This window comes from Polynucleobacter sp. JS-Mosq-20-D10 (assembly GCF_018687755.1).
Taxonomy (GTDB): domain Bacteria; phylum Pseudomonadota; class Gammaproteobacteria; order Burkholderiales; family Burkholderiaceae; genus Polynucleobacter.
Genome location: NZ_CP061305.1, coordinates 1,051,306 through 1,068,777 on the forward strand (window position 1 = coordinate 1,051,306; position 17,472 = coordinate 1,068,777).

Sequence of the window (17,472 nt, forward strand, 5' to 3'; positions counted from 1 at the left end):
TGTTGCCCTCAGATTCAGGGTTAATTTGACTCAAATTGTAACTGTGTCAGCAACATCGCTAAATGACTTAATCTTGTCAAAGTTCATATACTTATACACTTCGCCAGCCTTAGCATTCAAGGATTCAACTTGCTCGAAATATTCTTTCGGAGTTGGCAGGCGACCTAAGAGTGCAGCAACGGCTGAAAGCTCGGCAGAAGCCAAGTAGACACGAGTATCAATACCTAAGCGATTCGGGAAATTCCGTGTCGAGGTAGAGACTGCAGTTGAGCCTTTACGAATCTGTGCCTGGTTACCCATGCAGAGTGAGCAGCCCGGAGTTTCCATGCGAGCACCAGTAGCGCCAAGAATGCCGTAATAACCTTCCTCGGTCAGAATCATCTGATCCATCTTGGTTGGTGGTGCAACCCAAAGACGTGTAGGCATATCTTTTTTGCCCTGAAGCACTTGACCTGCAGCGCGGAAGTGACCAATGTTAGTCATGCATGAACCAATAAATACTTCATCGATTTTCTCGCCAGATACTTCAGATAAGAACTTCACGTCATCCGGGTCGTTAGGGCAGGCCAAGATAGGCTCTTTAATATCGCTCATATCGATTTCGATAATCTCAGCATAGTCTGCATCAGCATCGGCCTTGAGCAATTCAGGCTTAGCAATCCAAGCTTCCATTGCTTTAATACGACGACCTAAAGTACGCTTATCTTCGTAGCCATTGGCGATCATCCACTTCATTAAAGTAATGTTGGAGCGCATGTATTCAATAATTGGCTCTTTGCTTAATTGAACGGCACAACCGCCAGCAGAACGTTCAGCCGAGGCATCTGATAATTCAAATGCTTGCTCAACCTTTAGGTCAGGCAAGCCTTCAATTTCTAAAATACGGCCAGAGAAAATATTTTTCTTACCTTGCTTCTCAACCGTTAATAAACCTTTTTTGATTGCATACAAAGGAATTGCATTGACCATGTCGCGCAAAGTGATGCCGGGTTGCATCTTGCCTTTAAAGCGTATCAATACAGACTCAGGCATATCCAAAGGCATTACGCCAGTAGCGGCAGCAAAAGCAACTAAGCCAGAGCCAGCAGGGAAAGAGATCCCAATGGGAAAGCGAGTATGGCTATCGCCACCAGTTCCACAAGTGTCTGGCATGAGCAGACGATTTAACCAGCTATGAATAACACCATCACCTGGGCGTAATGAAACGCCACCACGGTTGGTCATAAACGCTGGTAATTCATGGTGAGTACGAATGTCTACTGGTTTTGGATAAGCGGAGGTGTGACAGAAAGATTGCATCACTAGATCAGCGGAGAAGCCTAGGCAGGCAAGGTCTTTTAATTCATCGCGGGTCATTGGTCCAGTGGTGTCTTGCGAGCCTACGGTAGTCATATGTGGCTCACAATAAGTACCTGGGCGAACACCTTGACCTTCTGGCAACCCACAAGCGCGACCAACCATCTTCTGCGCCAAGGTGAAGCCTTTCTTGTTATCAGGCGGGCTAACAGGGATGCGGAATTCTGTAGAGGCTGGCAATCCAAGGGCTGCGCGGGCTTTAGCAGTAAGACCACGACCGACGATCAAAGGAATACGTCCACCCGCACGAACTTCATCCAAGATGACTGGTGATTTCAATGAGAAAGTGGCGATTTCTTTCCCATTTTTAAATGCCTTGCCTTCGTATGGACGTAACTCAATTTCGTCACCCATATTCATATCGGAAACATCAAGCTCAACCGGTAATGCACCAGCATCTTCCATCGTATTAAAAAAGATTGGGGCAATCTTCGCACCTAAGCAAACACCGCCAAAGCGCTTGTTTGGCACAAACGGAATATCTTGACCGGTCCACCACAACACAGAATTCGTTGCGGATTTGCGTGAGGATCCTGTACCAACTACGTCTCCAACATAGGCAATTTGATTACCCTTTTTCTGGAGAGCTTCAATTTGTTTCATTGGGCCACGCACACCAACCTCGTCAGGCTCAATGCCTGGACGTGGGTTCTTCAACATGATGGTTGCATGTAATGGAATATCTGGACGGCTCCATGCATCAGGTGCAGGGGACAGATCGTCTGTATTGGTTTCACCGGTAACTTTAAATACAGTAAGGTTCATGCTTTCTGGAACAGCCTTGCGGCTTGTGAACCACTCGGCATCTGCCCAGCTTTGCATGACTGCTTTAGCCTGCACGTTACCTTTTTCTGCTAATTCCTGAACATCATGGAAATAGTCAAACATCAATAAGGTCTTTTTCAATGCTGCTGCTGCAGTTGCTGCGCACTCAGCATCCGATAATAATTCAACCAAAGGTTTAATGTTGTAACCACCCAGCATGGTCCCCAAGAGTTCGGTTGCCTTAATGCGTGAAATCAACGGAGATTTCTCTGTTCCCTTGGCAATAGCATCTAAAAACTCTGCCTTCACCTTAGCTGCTTCATCAACCCCAGCTGGCACGCGATTGGTAATTAGCTCAACTAATTCCATCTCTTTACCCTTTGCAGGATTTTTGAGCAAACCCACTAATTCAGCAGTTTGATCTTTAGTCAGGGGGAGGGCTGGAATTCCAAGGGCTGCGCGTTCGGCAACTTGAGCGTTATAGGCTTCTAGCATCGTGTTTCCTATTGGGTAAGATTTATCAACAGTAAGTTTACGTAGGGCGTGACCCTTAATCAGTCTATTGTAATTCCGAATTCATGTCTTATATAAGACTTAATTCTTAAAAATATCTTAAATTGCTTAAAATTTAGGCAATTATCGATCCGCCTGACTATTTTTGGACTCAATTTAGGTGATCATGAGCTAGGTAAGAGGGGTTTGTTCTATTAAAAAACCTTGAAATGATTCCACATTACCCAAATGCAAGCCTAAAAAGTTGCCATTGTCTTAATAACTGCAATCACACTATTTGATCTCTGAGCTTGCCAAGATTTTTTAATGACTCAGTCGCTATCGTTATAATTACTTTTTCCAACAGAGCTTAAGCGATGACCAAATACGTTTTTGTCACTGGTGGTGTGGTTTCCTCTTTAGGGAAAGGAATCGCAGCTGCCTCGCTTGCCGCGATTCTCGAATCCCGCGGCCTGAAAGTCACCCTCCTAAAATTAGACCCATATATCAACGTTGACCCAGGGACAATGAGCCCACTTCAACATGGTGAAGTCTTTGTTACTGAAGATGGCGCTGAAACTGACCTCGATCTTGGACATTATGAGCGCTTTGTTTCTGCAAAGATGCGCAAAAGCAATAACTTCACTACTGGGCAGATTTATGAATCTGTGATTAGCAAAGAACGACGCGGCGAGTATCTGGGTAAAACTGTCCAGGTCATTCCACACATTACGAATGAGATTCAGGCGTTTGTAGAGCGGGGGGCCAAAGCAAGTCACGACGGTCAGGCTGACATTGCGATTTGTGAAATCGGTGGAACTGTTGGTGACATCGAGTCCTTGCCATTTCTTGAAGCAGCCCGCCAAATGAGTATTCGTCTGCCAAGACACAGTTGCGCATTTGTTCATCTTACTTTGGTTCCTTACATTGCCAGTGCAGGGGAATTAAAGACAAAACCCACCCAGCACTCAGTGCAAAAACTGCGGGAAATAGGCATCATGCCGACCGTGCTGTTATGTCGTGCAGACCGCCCGATTCCAGAGGACGAGCGCGCTAAGATTTCTCTTTTCTCAAATGTACGGGAAGAGGCGGTAATCTCAGTTTGGGATGTTGATACTATTTACAAGATTCCAGAGATGCTGCAAGCGCAAGGAATGGATGACTTGATTTGTCGTGAATTAGATATTCAAGCTAAACCTGCAGACCTATCAGTTTGGGCAAACTTGGTTTATGAGTTGGCCAACCCACAACATGATGTCACTATTGGCATGGTCGGCAAGTATGTTGAGTTAACTGAGTCTTATAAGTCGTTGATTGAAGCTTTGCGTCATGCCGGAATTCATAATCACACTCGCGTCAACATTAACTATATTGATTCTGAAGTGATTGAAAAAGATGGTGTCGATTGCCTGAAAAATTTAGATGCGATCTTGGTTCCAGGTGGATTTGGTAAGCGTGGTACCGAAGGAAAAATTGCTGCGATTCGTTATGCTCGTGAAAATAATGTCCCATATCTAGGTATTTGCTTAGGCATGCAATTGGCTGTGATCGAATTTGCTCGCCATGTTGCCAATATTGCCAAGGCTAATAGTACTGAGTTTGATCCAGAGACTGAGAATCCAGTCGTTGCACTAATTACTGAGTGGGTTGATCGAGAAGGTCGGGTTGAGAAACGTAGTAATGATTCTGATCTGGGTGGAACTATGCGCTTAGGTTCACAGCGCTGTCCTGTCAAGGCGGGTACATTGGCTCATGAGATTTATGGTGATGAGGTGAATGAACGCCATCGCCATCGCTATGAGGTAAATAATGTTTACGTTCCTCGTCTTGAGAAGTCTGGCCTAATCATTTCCGCTAGAACTCCAAATGAGTCCTTACCTGAAATGATGGAATTACCTAGTTCTATGCATCCCTGGTTCTTTGGTGTGCAGTTCCATCCAGAGTTCACTTCGACTCCGCGTGATGGTCACCCATTATTTTCTGCGTTTATTAAGGCATCATTAGTTCATCAAGTCGCAACCGAAAAGCAAGTTGCGTAGGAGAAATACATGAGTGCATTTAAGTTATGTGGTTTTGATGTTGGCCTAGTCCATCGTTTCTTTTTGATTGCGGGTCCTTGCGTCATTGAGTCCGAGCAATCAGCTTTAGATATCGCAGGTGAGCTCAAAGAGATTACTGCTGCTCTCGGCATTCCATTTATCTACAAGTCTTCCTTTGATAAAGCCAATCGCTCCTCTGGAACTTCTTTTCGTGGCTTAGGCATGGAAAAGGGTCTAGAGATTCTGGCTCGGGTTAAGCGCGAGATTGGTGTGCCGGTATTAACTGACATTCATGACATCAGCGAAATTGCGCCGGCATCAAAAGTGGTAGATGTTCTTCAAACGCCAGCTTTCTTGTGCAGACAAACGGATTTCATTCGCGCTTGCGCTCAAAGTGGCAAGCCAGTGAATTTCAAGAAGGGTCAATTTTTATCTCCTCATGAAATGCTCAACGTGATTGACAAAGCACGTGCAGCCGCTAAAGAAGCGAACATGCCAGATCAATTTATGGTTTGCGAGCGTGGCGCTTCATTTGGCTACAACAACTTAGTTTCTGATATGCGTAGTTTGGCTATTTTGCGTGAAGCAAAAGCACCAGTTGTATTTGATGCGACCCACTCTGTGCAACTTCCTGGTGGTCAAGGCAATGCCAGTGGTGGCCAACGTGAATTTGTTCCCGTGCTAGCTCGTGCTGCTGTTGCAGTCGGCATCAGTGGCTTATTTATGGAGACGCATCCAGATCCAGCTAAAGCACTTTCTGATGGCCCAAATGCTGTGCCCTTGAATCGCATGAAAGAATTACTTGAGTCTTTAGTTGCCATTGACTCTGTTGTGAAAAAGCCTGGTTCATTTTTAGAAGACAGCTTGAAGTAAGACCCCATATTCATTTAATTTAGGAGAAGGTGCATGAGCGCCATTGTTGACATCATCGGTAGAGAAGTTTTGGATTCACGCGGTAATCCCACAGTCGAATGCGATGTATTGCTTGAGTCAGGTGTGATGGGGCGTGCAGCAGTGCCTTCAGGTGCATCGACTGGTTCACGTGAGGCTATTGAGCTGCGTGATGGAGATCAAGCACGCTATTTAGGTAAGGGCGTTCTCAAGGCTGTACAAAATATTAATATTGAGATCGCTGAATCTATCCTCGGTCTTGATGCTAGCGAACAAGCATTCCTGGATCACACCTTGATTGAACTGGATGGAACACATAACAAAGCACGCTTAGGTGCTAATGCTACATTGGCTGTTTCTATGGCTGTAGCACGCGCTGCTGCAGAAGAAGCTGGCTTACCTTTGTATCGCTACTTTGGTGGATCAGGCGGCATGCAATTGCCAGTCCCAATGATGAACATTGTCAATGGTGGTGCTCACGCAAATAACAGCCTAGATATTCAGGAATTTATGGTGATGCCTGTAGGAGCGCAAAGCTTCCGCGAAGCACTTCGCTGTGGCGCTGAAATCTTCCATGAATTGAAAAAGATTCTAGGTGCTCAAGGCATGCCAACAACTGTAGGAGATGAGGGCGGATTTGCACCTAATTTCAAGAGCAATCAAGAGTGCTTACAGACCATCATGAAAGCGATTGAGGGCGCTGGTTACCAAGCTGGTGAAGATGTCTTGCTAGCCTTAGATTGTGCTGCAAGTGAATTCTATAAAGATGGTAAGTACCACCTTTCAGGCGAAGGTTTGCAATTGACTTCAAGCGAATTCTCAGACTACCTTGGTAACTTGGCCGACCAATTTCCAATTGTATCGATTGAGGACGGCATGCATGAGAGCGACTGGGATGGATGGGCCGACATTACTCAGAAATTGGGTAAGAAGATCCAATTGGTTGGCGATGATCTCTTCGTGACTAATACTCGCATTCTCAAGGAAGGTATTGAGAAAGGTATCGCTAACTCCATCTTGATCAAGATTAATCAAATTGGCACCTTAACTGAGACCTTCGCTGCGATTGAAATGGCTAAGCGTGCCAATTACACGGCCGTAATTTCTCATCGCTCCGGTGAAACAGAAGACAGCACCATTGCTGACATTGCCGTTGGTACAAATGCTGGCCAAATTAAGACAGGCTCTTTGTCTCGCTCCGATCGGATTGCCAAGTACAACCAGTTGTTACGCATAGAAGAAGACTTGGGTGATGTTGCCACCTATCCAGGTAAATCTGTTTTCTATAATCTCAAACGCTAATCATTAGCTAGTTTTTAGTTTATGCGTATTGTCATCTACTCGATGCTGTTATTGCTAATTGCAATACAGTACCCACTTTGGTTGGGTAAGGGTGGATGGCTAAAGGTATACGAGATGGAGAAGCAGCTTGAGTTGCAACAGGCTAAAAACAGTCTTCTGAGCTTGCGTAATGCCAAACTCACCGGCGACGTTAAGGATTTAAAAGATGGTACCCGAGCGATTGAAGAGCGGGCTCGTGTTGAGCACGGCATGCTGAAGGAGGGAGAGTTCTTCGTACAAATCCTGCCCACTGAAAAATCTGCCTCTAATACTGCTGATGGCGTAAAGCCAACAACGCCTAAGCCATAACTATTGCTCAATGCCCACTAGAGGGTGGTCTCGTTGCATCTGCCAGTAAATCTGTTTTAAAGACCTGCCTACAATCAACCGCATCGAAGCGATAAGCTTTAGCGCAAAAATCACACTCGGTTTCTACGACGCCTTGCTCTGCAAGAATACTTTCAACTTCTTCTTCGCCCAGCATTCTAAGAATATCGGCCACCTTGGTGCGTGAACAGCGGCAGCTAAAGCGAACAGGGCGGAGTGGAAAGCTTCGGACACCGCTTTCTGTTGACTCTTCTAAAAAGAGACGGCGGAGGATAGTTTCTGGTGAAAGCGTGAGTAATTCTTCATTGGTAATCGTTTCACCCAGCGCCTGAATTCTGGTCCAACCTTCTGCTGCAAGTTGAGGATCAAGATGGGTATGACCACCTGAGTCCGGCAATCGCTGCAACAGCAATCCACCAACATGGGTGTCATTGGATGCTAGCCAGATGCGGGTATCCAATTGTTCCGAGTTTTGCATGTACAGGGCAATCGCTTCGGCAGCGCTGGTAACAGGCTTAATGACGGTACCGCGGTGCTCTTGAAGGGCCACGATTCCTTGGTAAGGCGGTTGACCAGGTTGACGGTCAGATGGGTCTAGAGTGATTACTAGACGCCCAGTATTGTCCGCATCCAGTAATTCGCCTAGTGTGGCATTGGGATCAATACTGGTGGGATCTACAGATAGCTTGACGGTAGCTCGCATGGTCAGGTCAGACTTGCATTCCACTACGAGGAGCTGAATAGGGCCTTTACTTTGAGCCTGAATGATCAAGGTCCCATCAAATTTGAGGCTGGCGCTCAACAGGGTCGCAGCGCCCACAAAATCACCCAGGATGCGCCTGACTACAGGAGGATCATTACGGCGCTCTAATACGGCTTGCCAGGCGCTGCTAATGGAAACAATCTCCCCGCGGACCGGGGCACCATCGCACATAAATACAAGTAATTCGTTCATAAGTGAAAGTATCCACTTTTTTGACGATCAGAGTGCTAAATGATCATATTCAAAGCCGACCTGAGATAATGTGCCTTATGCATATACGAACACGTTTCGCCCCTAGTCCAACGGGCTTTATTCACTTGGGCAACCTTCGCAGCGCTTTATATCCCTGGGCTTTTGCTCGCCACAACCAGGGCGACTTTATTTTGCGTATTGAGGATACCGATGTAGAGCGCTCCACACAGGAAGCTGTCGATGTCATTATTGAAGGCATGGCATGGCTTGGTCTAGATTTAGACGAAGGCCCAATTTATCAAATGCAGCGTATTGATCGTTACCGTGCGGTTGTTAAGCAGATGCTCGATGCGGGCCTTGCTTACCCTTGCTATATGAGCGAAGAAGAGCTCAATAAGCTACGTGACCAACAGATGGCCAATAAAGAAAAGCCTCGCTATAACGGTCAATGGCGTCCAGAGCCAGGCAAAACTCTGCCAGCAATACCGGAAGATGTTTTACCAGTGATTCGGTTTAAAAATCCGATTGGTGGATCTGTGATTTGGGAAGATGCAGTAAAAGGCAAGATCGAAATTAATAATGATGAGTTGGATGATTTGGTGATTGCCCGTCCTGATGGCACGCCAACCTATAACTTCTGCGTTGTAGTAGATGACCTCGACATGAACATCACCCATGTGATTCGTGGCGATGATCATGTCAACAACACGCCACGTCAAATTAACATCATGAAGGCGCTCGGTGGTACACCACCGGTATACGCCCATTTACCAACGGTCCTCAACGACTCTGGTGAAAAAATGAGTAAGCGGAATGGCGCCATGAGTGTGCGTGATTATCAAAAAGCAGGCTACCTACCTGAAGCTATTCTGAATTACCTAGCAAGGCTAGGTTGGTCACATGGTGATGCAGAGATTTTTACTAAAGAGCAGTTTGTAAATTGGTTTGACTTGGGTAGCCTTGGTCGATCACCGGCGCAACACAATCCTGAAAAGTTACTTTGGCTAAATCATCAATATATTCAGAATGCTGATCCAGAAATACTGGCAGAAGCAACTAAGCCATTCGCACATGAACTCGGCATTGATACAGAAAATGGTCCGGACTTTGTGCAAGTAGTTGCGCTGCTTAAAGATCGCGCTAATACATTGATCGAAATTGCGGAAGGTGCAAAGCTGTTCTATTTACCAGCACCTAATCACAGTGATAAGCAAATTGCAGAAAACATTCCAGCCGAAATCATTCCTGCTCTGAAGGATTTGGTTGAGGCCATTCAATCTGCTGAGCATACAAAAGTGGCTTATGGGGCAGCTTTTAAAGAAGTTTTAGCCAAGCATCAGATCAAAATGCCAGCATTAGCAATGCCGGTGCGTTATGCTTTATTTGCCACCACACAGACGCCAGCCATTGATTCCGTCTTACTTGTTTTGGGTAAGAATGAGGCGGTAGCAAGGCTTTCGAAGGTTGTCTAAACCAGAACTTGCCTCCCCCTACAAAAATAGGATAAAATCTTGGATTGTTTTGAGTGTCTTGTAGCGTTTTAACGAGATTACGGGGGTATAGCTCAGCTGGGAGAGCGCTTGCATGGCATGCAAGAGGTCAGCGGTTCGATCCCGCTTATCTCCACCAAGCATTTAGAATTGCAGTATTAGCTTTAGTAGTAGTCCAGGTCCCCATCGTCTAGAGGCCTAGGACATCACCCTTTCACGGTGAGTACGGGGGTTCGAATCCCCCTGGGGACGCCAAATTTTTGGCTAGTTGTGAGTAGTAAGAAGTGACACAAGTAGCAATCGATGTAATTGGAGCGGTAGTTCAGTTGGTTAGAATATCGGCCTGTCACGCCGAGGGTCGCGGGTTCGAGTCCCGTCCGCTCCGCCAAGTAAGTTTAGAAAGCCCCTGCATAAGGGGCTTTTTTCATTTCTACTGAACCAATAGTGAGCCTGATTGATGTTTATTCACCGAAAGTTACCCCGTAGTATTTTTGCTTACTGCGTAGTTTCTTTGATATTTGCAATAAAGATTAACGAACCCAAGTTTGAGTTCTACCCAATAATGGAATGCCGATATAACCCCTGACATCCAATGTTTTGTCATTGACCATATTAATTTTTACCTTATAAATCTCACCTTCTTCGGGATCTAAAATTTCTCCACCCGACCAAACGCCTGGACTAGATCTCTTAAGGCCCTTCATGATGATCATTCCGGTAATAGGTTTACCTTTTCGCTCATCTTTGCATAAGTTGCAATGAGTTACCAGTGTTTCGCCAGGAGTAGGAATTAACTCAGTTACGGTACCGATTAATTCACCATTTTTTTCATCCAATCGAATTAATGAACTGGGTTGGTTTGTTTTTTCATCAATCGTTTTCCAAACACCAATCACTGGGTCTGTTGATTGCGCATTGCTATAACTTACAAAAAGAAAGGCGCCCAACACTGTGCATTGGATAAATTTTGCAATGATTTGTAATGGGTTATTCATAACGTTTCCATTGAGTGATTTGGCTGCTAATACAGATGGTCATCTTTCATGTTAGATTGACACCATGATTAAATGTGTAAAACTAACCGCAAGCTTGATATTACTTTGTTTTTTATCAAGTATTTCTGTGACCTACGCTGCAAATAGCGTGGATTCTGATATTCCAAATGGAATTCCAGATCGCATTGTGGGCGATATCGGAGCTGCTGTGTACAGCACTAGTCTAAATATTGGTAGCTATGGCGCTCAATCAATGGCCTTACCCTATGGATTTTTTGACTACCAGCGCTTTGCCATGCGCATTGATCAGTTGGCCTTTAAAACTTTACCTGTCGGATTCGGATTCCTTGAAATCGTAGGTAAAGTCGATCCCGATTCTTATAAGGTTAAATCAACCATTAACGGTCAAACGATTAACAAAGGTTATCAAGTACCTATCGGCCTGGGAACATTTCAAGATACACCTATTGGGGCATTCTTTTTGAACGCCTATCATGATTTTGGCCAGTCTAAAGGCAATCTCCTTGAGGTTAATTATTTTGCAGAAATCGAGTTGTTTAGCAAAGTAGTCCTCTACCCGCAAGTAGGCATGGAACGTCAGTCGGGCTCTTTTGCGAACTACTACTACGGTGTTACTCCTGGGCAGGCTCAAATTACTGGGTATGGAGCATATACAGCCTCTAGTTCAAATAACCCATTGGCAGGGTTTTTGCTTGAAATACCAGTAGCAGAAGACTGGTACGTTAATCTATACGGAAAGCGAAAATGGCTAGGTTCTGGAGTCAACAACAGCCCAGTTCTAACTCGTTCATTTCAAGATACGATGTTTATGGCGCTTGCCTATCGTTTTAAATAATTTATTCAATGATGCGATCACGAATTATTAAATCTTTAGCATCCTTGCTGTATTCAACTTGCGCCTTGCGCTTAAAAAATGATTCTTGAATGAATTCTACGGATTCATTAACTACTATTTCACGCTCATTATCTAAAGTGATGATGTGATAAGAGCCGCCAAGCCAAATGATCTTACAAGTTGAAGAGGTGATGCTCTCAGAGATCCAATCAATGGTTGTTGGTGCAACTACATCATCATCAATAGAGCAAATGATTTTTATATCAGATCGAAAATCATTCAGTATTTTTTTTGCAAATTCAATAAGGCACAAGGACTGATATAAATGTTTTGCTGAGAGAGATGCTGATCCCACTTCTGTAGTTTCTTGCTCTAAGATTTGTTTGGCGACACGACGACGGACTTCAGGGTTGCGTAAGCCGTAAGGTTGAGATTCTTTATAGTGCCAATTTGTAATCCCAAGTTTGAAGACAATATAGAGTAATGGGTAATACCAAGGTACGCTCCAACCATCGAAGGCAAAAACTGGGGAGAGGGCTACAACTGGTAGATTCTTTTGATAATCAGCCTCGTATGCTATTGCTAGTGTTGCACCCATGCTCAAGCCAACTAAAGAAACTTGATTGTGATTTTGAAGTAGCAGATTAACTACCGTATCCAATTCGGAGAGCCAAATATCAAATGTGTCAAAGCCACTTTGAGCAGAGTAGCCATGAATTCTGGGGACACAGGAGGTATGCCCTAATTTTTTGATCGCTTTGGGGATGGAGCCTAATTCCAACATAGACCCCTGAAGCCCAGGCAGGAATATTACCGCGATACCCGTAGTTCCTGGGGTAAACTCCTCGAAAAGATCATTCACTTCATTAGACATTTTTTTGATTGGTAGCTTTCTCCAATAGAGTGTAATCCAAATGCAAATAAAAAACTCACGGTCATGGGCGCCTCATACTCCTTCTGTCTATGGATATGCATTACTTGGAACCTTAGCTGCATTTTTCATGCGCTATCAATTCCATCCTTTAATGCAGGCCCAGTTCCCAATATTATTTTTTCTGTTTAACACCGTTTTTATTGCTTACAGGTTCGGCTGGAAGCCAGCAACTATGAGTGCCATTATTGGAATGGTATTGGCATATTATTTTTTTATACCGCCATATAATAGTTTTGAGATACCCACCATGATTGATGTTCTACATCTCTTTATTTATGCGGCTTTATTCTTTACGGTTATTTATTTGATTGAAAAATTGCAACGTGAGCGATTTAGGGCTGTACTGATTGCTAGAGTCTCTGATTCAAGAATGCAAATAATGGCTAAATTAAGCTCTAATAAATAATTATTAGTTTTATTTTTGCTTCAACAATCTTCTTTGCTACTCTATTTGCATACATTGTGAATCGCAAGAATTAATTGCTTAGGATTGTTCATATCAAACTGGCGATCTACTGAATCTTTCTTAAAGCTTTTTCGTGGGCACTGGCTTTGGCGCCACTTTATACAGAGGCTCAACCGCCGGCATTAGCGCGGTTAGTTGCTCGATTCGGGTTTCACCAGAAGGGTGGGTGGATAAGAATTCGGGAGAGCTACTACCTTTGGTTGCCTTCAACATTTTTTGCCAAACGCTAATTGCACCCATAGGGTTGTATCCCGCTCTTGCTGCAAGCTCTAATCCAATTGCATCTGCTTCTGATTCATTCTCTCTAGAGTTTGGCAAAATAATTGCATATTGGGCAACCTGGTTTGCAGCGCCTACTGCGGAGCCATAGGGACCAGCTACAGCCATGGCAATATTCACCAATACGTTTTGTGCGACCGACTGGGATACGCGCTCTCGACCATGCTCTCTTAGTGCATGAGCAATTTCATGGCCCATGATGGCTGCAATTTCATCATCATTTAAATTCAGCTGCTCAATAATGCCGGTGTAAAAGGTGATCTTTCCGCCGGGTGCGCAGGTAGCATTCAGTACGGGGGCATCGATAAGGGTTAGCCGCCAATCCCATTGCTTGGTGTCATCTCGGAATGCCTCGGTCTGCGGGATCAACCTATTTGCAATGAACTTCAATCGATCATAGGCAGGGCCGGAGGTGACCAGTATATTTTTCTCCTTTGCCTTTTGATTCTGCTCGTTATAACTTACCGCAGAAATGCGATTAACTTCTTCAGAAGAAGCCATCATAAATTGAGATCGGTTAACGCCAACCGCTCCCGAGCGCGTAGTGTTGGCGCATGCCGAGAGCAAGGCAACAAGTGCAAGGATCCAAAAGATGCGAAAGCTCAAATTAAATCCTTGCTAATACTGATTACTCTTTTTAAATTACTTTAAATTACTTCTTCTTTGGAGGCGTAATCGATGCAGCCATTGCATCAAAATAAATAACTCTAACCTGCTCACCAACATTAACATCCGCTAACAGCTGGGGATTCTTAACAGTAACAACCGTAACCTTGCCACTAGGCCCTTTAACTGAGACCAATTTCTTAGCGCGGTCTACAGCTACGATGTCAGCAATGATGGTCGTGGTGTTTGAAATTGTGCGAGTTGGTTTTTCACCAGGCTTAGAAGTTACTTCTGATGAAGTTTCCACTTTGCTGCGAATGCCATCGCTTTTGGCCTTAATCAATTCAATTGCAACGGCAAGTTCATAGGTCACATTGAGTCGATCACCGATTTTTATCAGATCAAAGTTCTTAATTTCAGGACCGGCAATAAACTTGGATTCACCATCATTATTTTTAAAGAAAATCGTGCGTGTTTGCTTATCAATCTTCGTAACAGTACCTTCGTACAATTGGAAAATATTGTCAGTAACAGCTGCATCCACCACTAGAGCATTGGCAACTGGGGCTTGTGCCATTACTAATGATGAACCTGCCAGCAATGTGGCGGCTACGAGAGTAATCTGGGCGAATTTAATTTTCATGACTTTCCTTAATATTGAGTATCTACAACGATATTATCGTATTTCAATTGTAAAAATTCTGTTGGTAAGCCCACAGATGAGTGGGGGCGGTAGTTCAGCAGAAAGCGACTAATACTTTGTATTAATAGAATTGCGCCTGAGTGCTTGAACTTAAAGTCGCTCCCACCAGTTTCCAGAAAAGTGACATTGCAGCCAGTCGATGCACTGACTGACCTTGCCTGGCACTAAGCGAGGCGACGAAAATACAGCGTGTATTTCCTGGGAGGGCAGGCTCCAATCAGTCAATATAGGCTTTAAGGTGCCCTTGTTAATAGAGTGATAGGCAACGTACCAAGGAATAGTGGCTAAACCCATGTTCCCGATGGTTGCGGCCAGCAAAGCAGATAAGTTATTGGAGTACAGCGGACCTTTAACAGGTATAGAGATGGTCTCGCCATCACCCCCACTAAAGTGCCAGCGGTGATTATCTTGAACTGAGCTGTAAATTAAGGCCTGATGTGCCGTCAAATCCTCTGGATGATTTGGGGTGCCGTTCTGGCTTAAATAATCTGGGCTAGCTACCAGGACCCAAGGATTTAAGCCTAAATAGCGTGAGCCCAGAGAAGAATCTGCGAGGCGACCCATACGGATTGCAAGATCAACACCACCTTCAACCAAATTGACAAATTGATCCTCAAGGCTCAGATGCACTTCTAATTTTGGGTTTTGACTCATAAATTGAAGTACCAGCGGTGTCAAAATACGTCGCCCAAAGGCAACTGAAGAGCTAATGGTCAATTTACCCTGCATTTCTCCTTGAAGTAGGGCAGCTAAATTATCTGCCTCCTCAAGCTCTCTCGAAATAATCTTACATTTCTCATAGTAGATCTCGCCAATTTCAGTTGGGGTAACTCCTCTTGTGCTGCGATGCAATAAAAGGGAACCGAGTCGCTTTTCTAAAAAGGCGATGTGCTTAGTTGCTGTAGGCTGAGTTATGCCTAGGCTGGCTGCAGCCTTACTAAATGAGCCGGTTTCGACGACTCGGACAAAAAGGGCTATTCCCTGAATTCGATCCATTCAAGAATTCTAACTGGATTTTGTTTGGGTATTCCATTTTGGAATAGCACATATGATGGTGAGTGGCATTCTCATTTCATCACGAAGTGTTGATGATGTAACCATTCTTAAACAGCAAGGGAAACATCATGGCCAAAATGAAAGCCGCAATGGCAGCAGTTCTTGTAATGGAAAAAGAGGGTATCACCACTGCTTTTGGTGTTCCTGGAGCTGCTATTAATCCACTCTACGCACAGTTGCGTGAACGTCAGTCAATTACTCACATCCTAGCCCGACATGTTGAAGGCGCCTCACATATGGCTGAGGGTTATACAAGAGCTAAGGCCGGCAATATTGGCGTTTGTATCGGCACTTCAGGCCCAGCTGGTACGGACATGATTACAGGACTATATTCCGCAAGCGCTGACTCTATTCCCATTCTCTGCATTACTGGACAAGCCCCACGTGCTCGTCTTTATAAGGAAGATTTTCAGGCTGTTGACATTGAGACAATTTCCAAGCCAGTAACGAAGATGTCTGTAACTGTTCGTGAGCCTGGCTTAGTGCCACGCGTCTTCCAGCAGGCATTTCATGTCATGCGTTCAGGCCGTCCCGGTCCTGTATTAATTGATTTGCCAATTGATGTTCAATTAGCTGAAATTGAATTTGATATTGATACGTATGAGCCATTGCCGGTATACAAACCAGCAGCTAGCCGCAAGCAGATCGAAAAAGCGCTGGAAATGTTAATGTCAGCCAAAAAGCCATTGATTGTTGCTGGCGGTGGAATTATTAACGCTGATGCAGATGCATTATTAGTAGAGTTTGCAGAATTGACTGGCATTCCAGTGATTCCAACACTGATGGGCTGGGGAACCATTCCCGATGATCATCCACTCATGGCCGGTATGGTTGGCCTTCAAACCTCGCATCGTTATGGCAATGCAACCTTGCTAGCTAGTGATCTTGTTTTAGGCATCGGTAACCGCTGGGCTAACCGTCATACAGGATCAATCGATGTGTATTGCAAAGATCGCAAGTTTATTCACGTTGATATCGAGCCAACTCAAATTGGTCGTGTATTTAATCCCGACTACGGCATTGTTTCAGATGCAAAAGCTGCGCTAGAGTTATTTGTTGAAGTGGCGAAAGAATGGAAGGCAAAAGGCAAGCTTACTAATTACAGTGAGTGGGTTGAGCGCTGCCAGGAGCGCAAGAGCTTGATGCTCCGTAAAACCAACTTTGATAATGTACCTATCAAACCACAACGCGTCTATCAAGAGATGAATTCTGTATTTGGTCGCGACACCGTATATGTATCGACTATTGGCCTGTCGCAAATTGCTGGTGGACAATTCTTACATGTCTATGGTGCTCGTCAATGGATCAACTGCGGTCAAGCCGGCCCCCTAGGCTGGACAATTCCAGCTGCATTAGGTGCATTGGCCTCAGACACAACAAAGACTGTAGTCGGACTTGCAGGTGATTACGATTTCCAATTCTTAATTGAGGAATTAGCAGTTGGTGCACAATTTAACTTGCCATTAGTGATGGTCTTGGTAAATAACAGTTACCTAGGTTTGATCCGTCAAGCGCAACGTGGTTTTGAGATGGATTATTGCGTGCAACTGGCTTTTGACAACATCAACGTGGACGATCAAAACCTGAAGGGCTATGGAGTGGATCACGTTCAAGTTGTTGAAGGGCTTGGTTGCAAAGCTATCAGAGTCTCGGATCCAAATAAAATCAGTGCTGCATTGATTGAAGCGCAAAAGATGGCCAAGGAACATCGTGTACCGGTAGTAGTGGAGATTATTTTAGAAAAAATCACCAACATTGCTATGGGTACCGAGATTAACAATGTGAATGAATTTGAAGATATTGACTGCCGTCATCCCGCTGGAACAGAGGGATTAGTTGCCGCCGGCCTTCTAGAGTAATTGATTCATTGCCTTGAATTTAGCCATGTATCATCCAATCTGATTGTTATTAAGGAATAGGA

Annotated in this window: 15 protein-coding genes and 3 tRNA genes; 11 read left to right on the forward strand and 7 right to left on the reverse strand. The window is 44.6% G+C overall.

The window, feature by feature from the left end:
• Window positions 1-30 precede the first annotated feature (30 nt).
• Window positions 31-2,616: a bifunctional aconitate hydratase 2/2-methylisocitrate dehydratase gene (locus FD967_RS05410; RefSeq protein WP_215324914.1), complete on the reverse strand. Its 2,586-nt coding sequence runs from the start codon at window positions 2,614-2,616 to the stop codon at window positions 31-33.
• A gap of 374 nt (window positions 2,617-2,990) precedes the next feature.
• Between FD967_RS05410 and FD967_RS05415 the strand changes: the two genes are divergently transcribed.
• From FD967_RS05415 to ftsB, 4 genes are read left to right on the forward strand one after another with little or no spacing between them, the layout of a single operon-like run.
• Complete coding sequence (locus FD967_RS05415; protein WP_215324915.1) at window positions 2,991-4,652, forward strand: CTP synthase; 1,662 nt, start codon at window positions 2,991-2,993, stop codon at window positions 4,650-4,652.
• A gap of 9 nt (window positions 4,653-4,661) precedes the next feature.
• Window positions 4,662-5,525 carry a 3-deoxy-8-phosphooctulonate synthase gene (gene kdsA, locus FD967_RS05420; protein WP_215324916.1) on the forward strand — a complete coding sequence of 288 codons (864 nt, stop codon included), beginning with the start codon at window positions 4,662-4,664 and terminating at the stop codon, window positions 5,523-5,525.
• A 33-nt stretch (window positions 5,526-5,558) separates the two neighbouring features.
• Window positions 5,559-6,845, forward strand: coding sequence for a phosphopyruvate hydratase (gene eno, locus FD967_RS05425; protein WP_215324917.1), 1,287 nt, complete (start codon window positions 5,559-5,561; stop codon window positions 6,843-6,845).
• A 21-nt stretch (window positions 6,846-6,866) separates the two neighbouring features.
• Window positions 6,867-7,193: a cell division protein FtsB gene (ftsB, locus tag FD967_RS05430; protein ID WP_215324918.1), complete on the forward strand. Its 327-nt coding sequence runs from the start codon at window positions 6,867-6,869 to the stop codon at window positions 7,191-7,193.
• A 7-nt stretch (window positions 7,194-7,200) separates the two neighbouring features.
• Here the strand turns inward: ftsB and FD967_RS05435 are convergent, their stop codons facing one another.
• Entirely contained in the window at window positions 7,201-8,166 is a 966-nt protein-coding gene (locus tag FD967_RS05435) for an Hsp33 family molecular chaperone HslO (protein WP_215324919.1), read from the reverse strand.
• A 68-nt stretch (window positions 8,167-8,234) separates the two neighbouring features.
• On the opposite strand from FD967_RS05435, the gene gltX reads away from it, so the two are divergent.
• From gltX to FD967_RS05455, 4 genes are all read left to right on the forward strand, one after another.
• On the forward strand, window positions 8,235-9,638 hold the full coding sequence (gltX, locus tag FD967_RS05440) for a glutamate--tRNA ligase (protein ID WP_215324921.1): 1,404 nt from the start codon (window positions 8,235-8,237) through the stop codon (window positions 9,636-9,638).
• 81 nt (window positions 9,639-9,719) lie between these two features.
• Window positions 9,720-9,795: transfer RNA gene (locus FD967_RS05445), tRNA-Ala, on the forward strand.
• A 40-nt stretch (window positions 9,796-9,835) separates the two neighbouring features.
• Window positions 9,836-9,911: transfer RNA gene (locus FD967_RS05450), tRNA-Glu, on the forward strand.
• A 56-nt stretch (window positions 9,912-9,967) separates the two neighbouring features.
• Window positions 9,968-10,044 (forward strand) — tRNA-Asp (locus tag FD967_RS05455).
• 142 nt (window positions 10,045-10,186) lie between these two features.
• Here FD967_RS05455 and FD967_RS05460 read toward each other — a convergent pair.
• Window positions 10,187-10,651: a DUF2147 domain-containing protein gene (locus FD967_RS05460; protein WP_215324922.1), complete on the reverse strand. Its 465-nt coding sequence runs from the start codon at window positions 10,649-10,651 to the stop codon at window positions 10,187-10,189.
• A gap of 127 nt (window positions 10,652-10,778) precedes the next feature.
• Here FD967_RS05460 and FD967_RS05465 point away from each other — a divergent pair, with 127 nt between their 5' ends.
• A complete protein-coding gene (locus FD967_RS05465) occupies window positions 10,779-11,507 on the forward strand; it encodes a MipA/OmpV family protein (RefSeq protein WP_215324923.1) in 729 nt (242 codons plus the stop codon).
• A gap of 1 nt (window position 11,508) precedes the next feature.
• On the opposite strand, the gene FD967_RS05470 is transcribed toward FD967_RS05465, so the two are convergent.
• On the reverse strand, window positions 11,509-12,381 hold the full coding sequence (locus tag FD967_RS05470) for a carboxylesterase (protein ID WP_215324924.1): 873 nt from the start codon (window positions 12,379-12,381) through the stop codon (window positions 11,509-11,511).
• 40 nt (window positions 12,382-12,421) lie between these two features.
• On the opposite strand from FD967_RS05470, the gene FD967_RS05475 reads away from it, so the two are divergent.
• A complete protein-coding gene (locus FD967_RS05475; protein ID WP_215324926.1) occupies window positions 12,422-12,847 on the forward strand; it encodes a DUF4118 domain-containing protein in 426 nt (141 codons plus the stop codon).
• A 120-nt stretch (window positions 12,848-12,967) separates the two neighbouring features.
• Here the strand turns inward: FD967_RS05475 and FD967_RS05480 are convergent, their stop codons facing one another.
• From FD967_RS05480 to FD967_RS05490, 3 genes are all read right to left on the reverse strand, one after another.
• A complete protein-coding gene (locus tag FD967_RS05480) occupies window positions 12,968-13,792 on the reverse strand; it encodes a M48 family metallopeptidase (protein ID WP_251368976.1) in 825 nt (274 codons plus the stop codon).
• A 46-nt stretch (window positions 13,793-13,838) separates the two neighbouring features.
• On the reverse strand, window positions 13,839-14,435 hold the full coding sequence (locus tag FD967_RS05485) for a hypothetical protein (RefSeq protein ID WP_215324927.1): 597 nt from the start codon (window positions 14,433-14,435) through the stop codon (window positions 13,839-13,841).
• Window positions 14,436-14,585: 150 nt separating this feature from the next.
• Entirely contained in the window at window positions 14,586-15,491 is a 906-nt protein-coding gene (locus FD967_RS05490) for a LysR family transcriptional regulator (RefSeq protein ID WP_215324928.1), read from the reverse strand.
• A 128-nt stretch (window positions 15,492-15,619) separates the two neighbouring features.
• Between FD967_RS05490 and gcl the strand changes: the two genes are divergently transcribed.
• Entirely contained in the window at window positions 15,620-17,410 is a 1,791-nt protein-coding gene (gene gcl, locus FD967_RS05495) for a glyoxylate carboligase (protein ID WP_215324929.1), read from the forward strand.
• Window positions 17,411-17,472 lie beyond the last annotated feature (62 nt).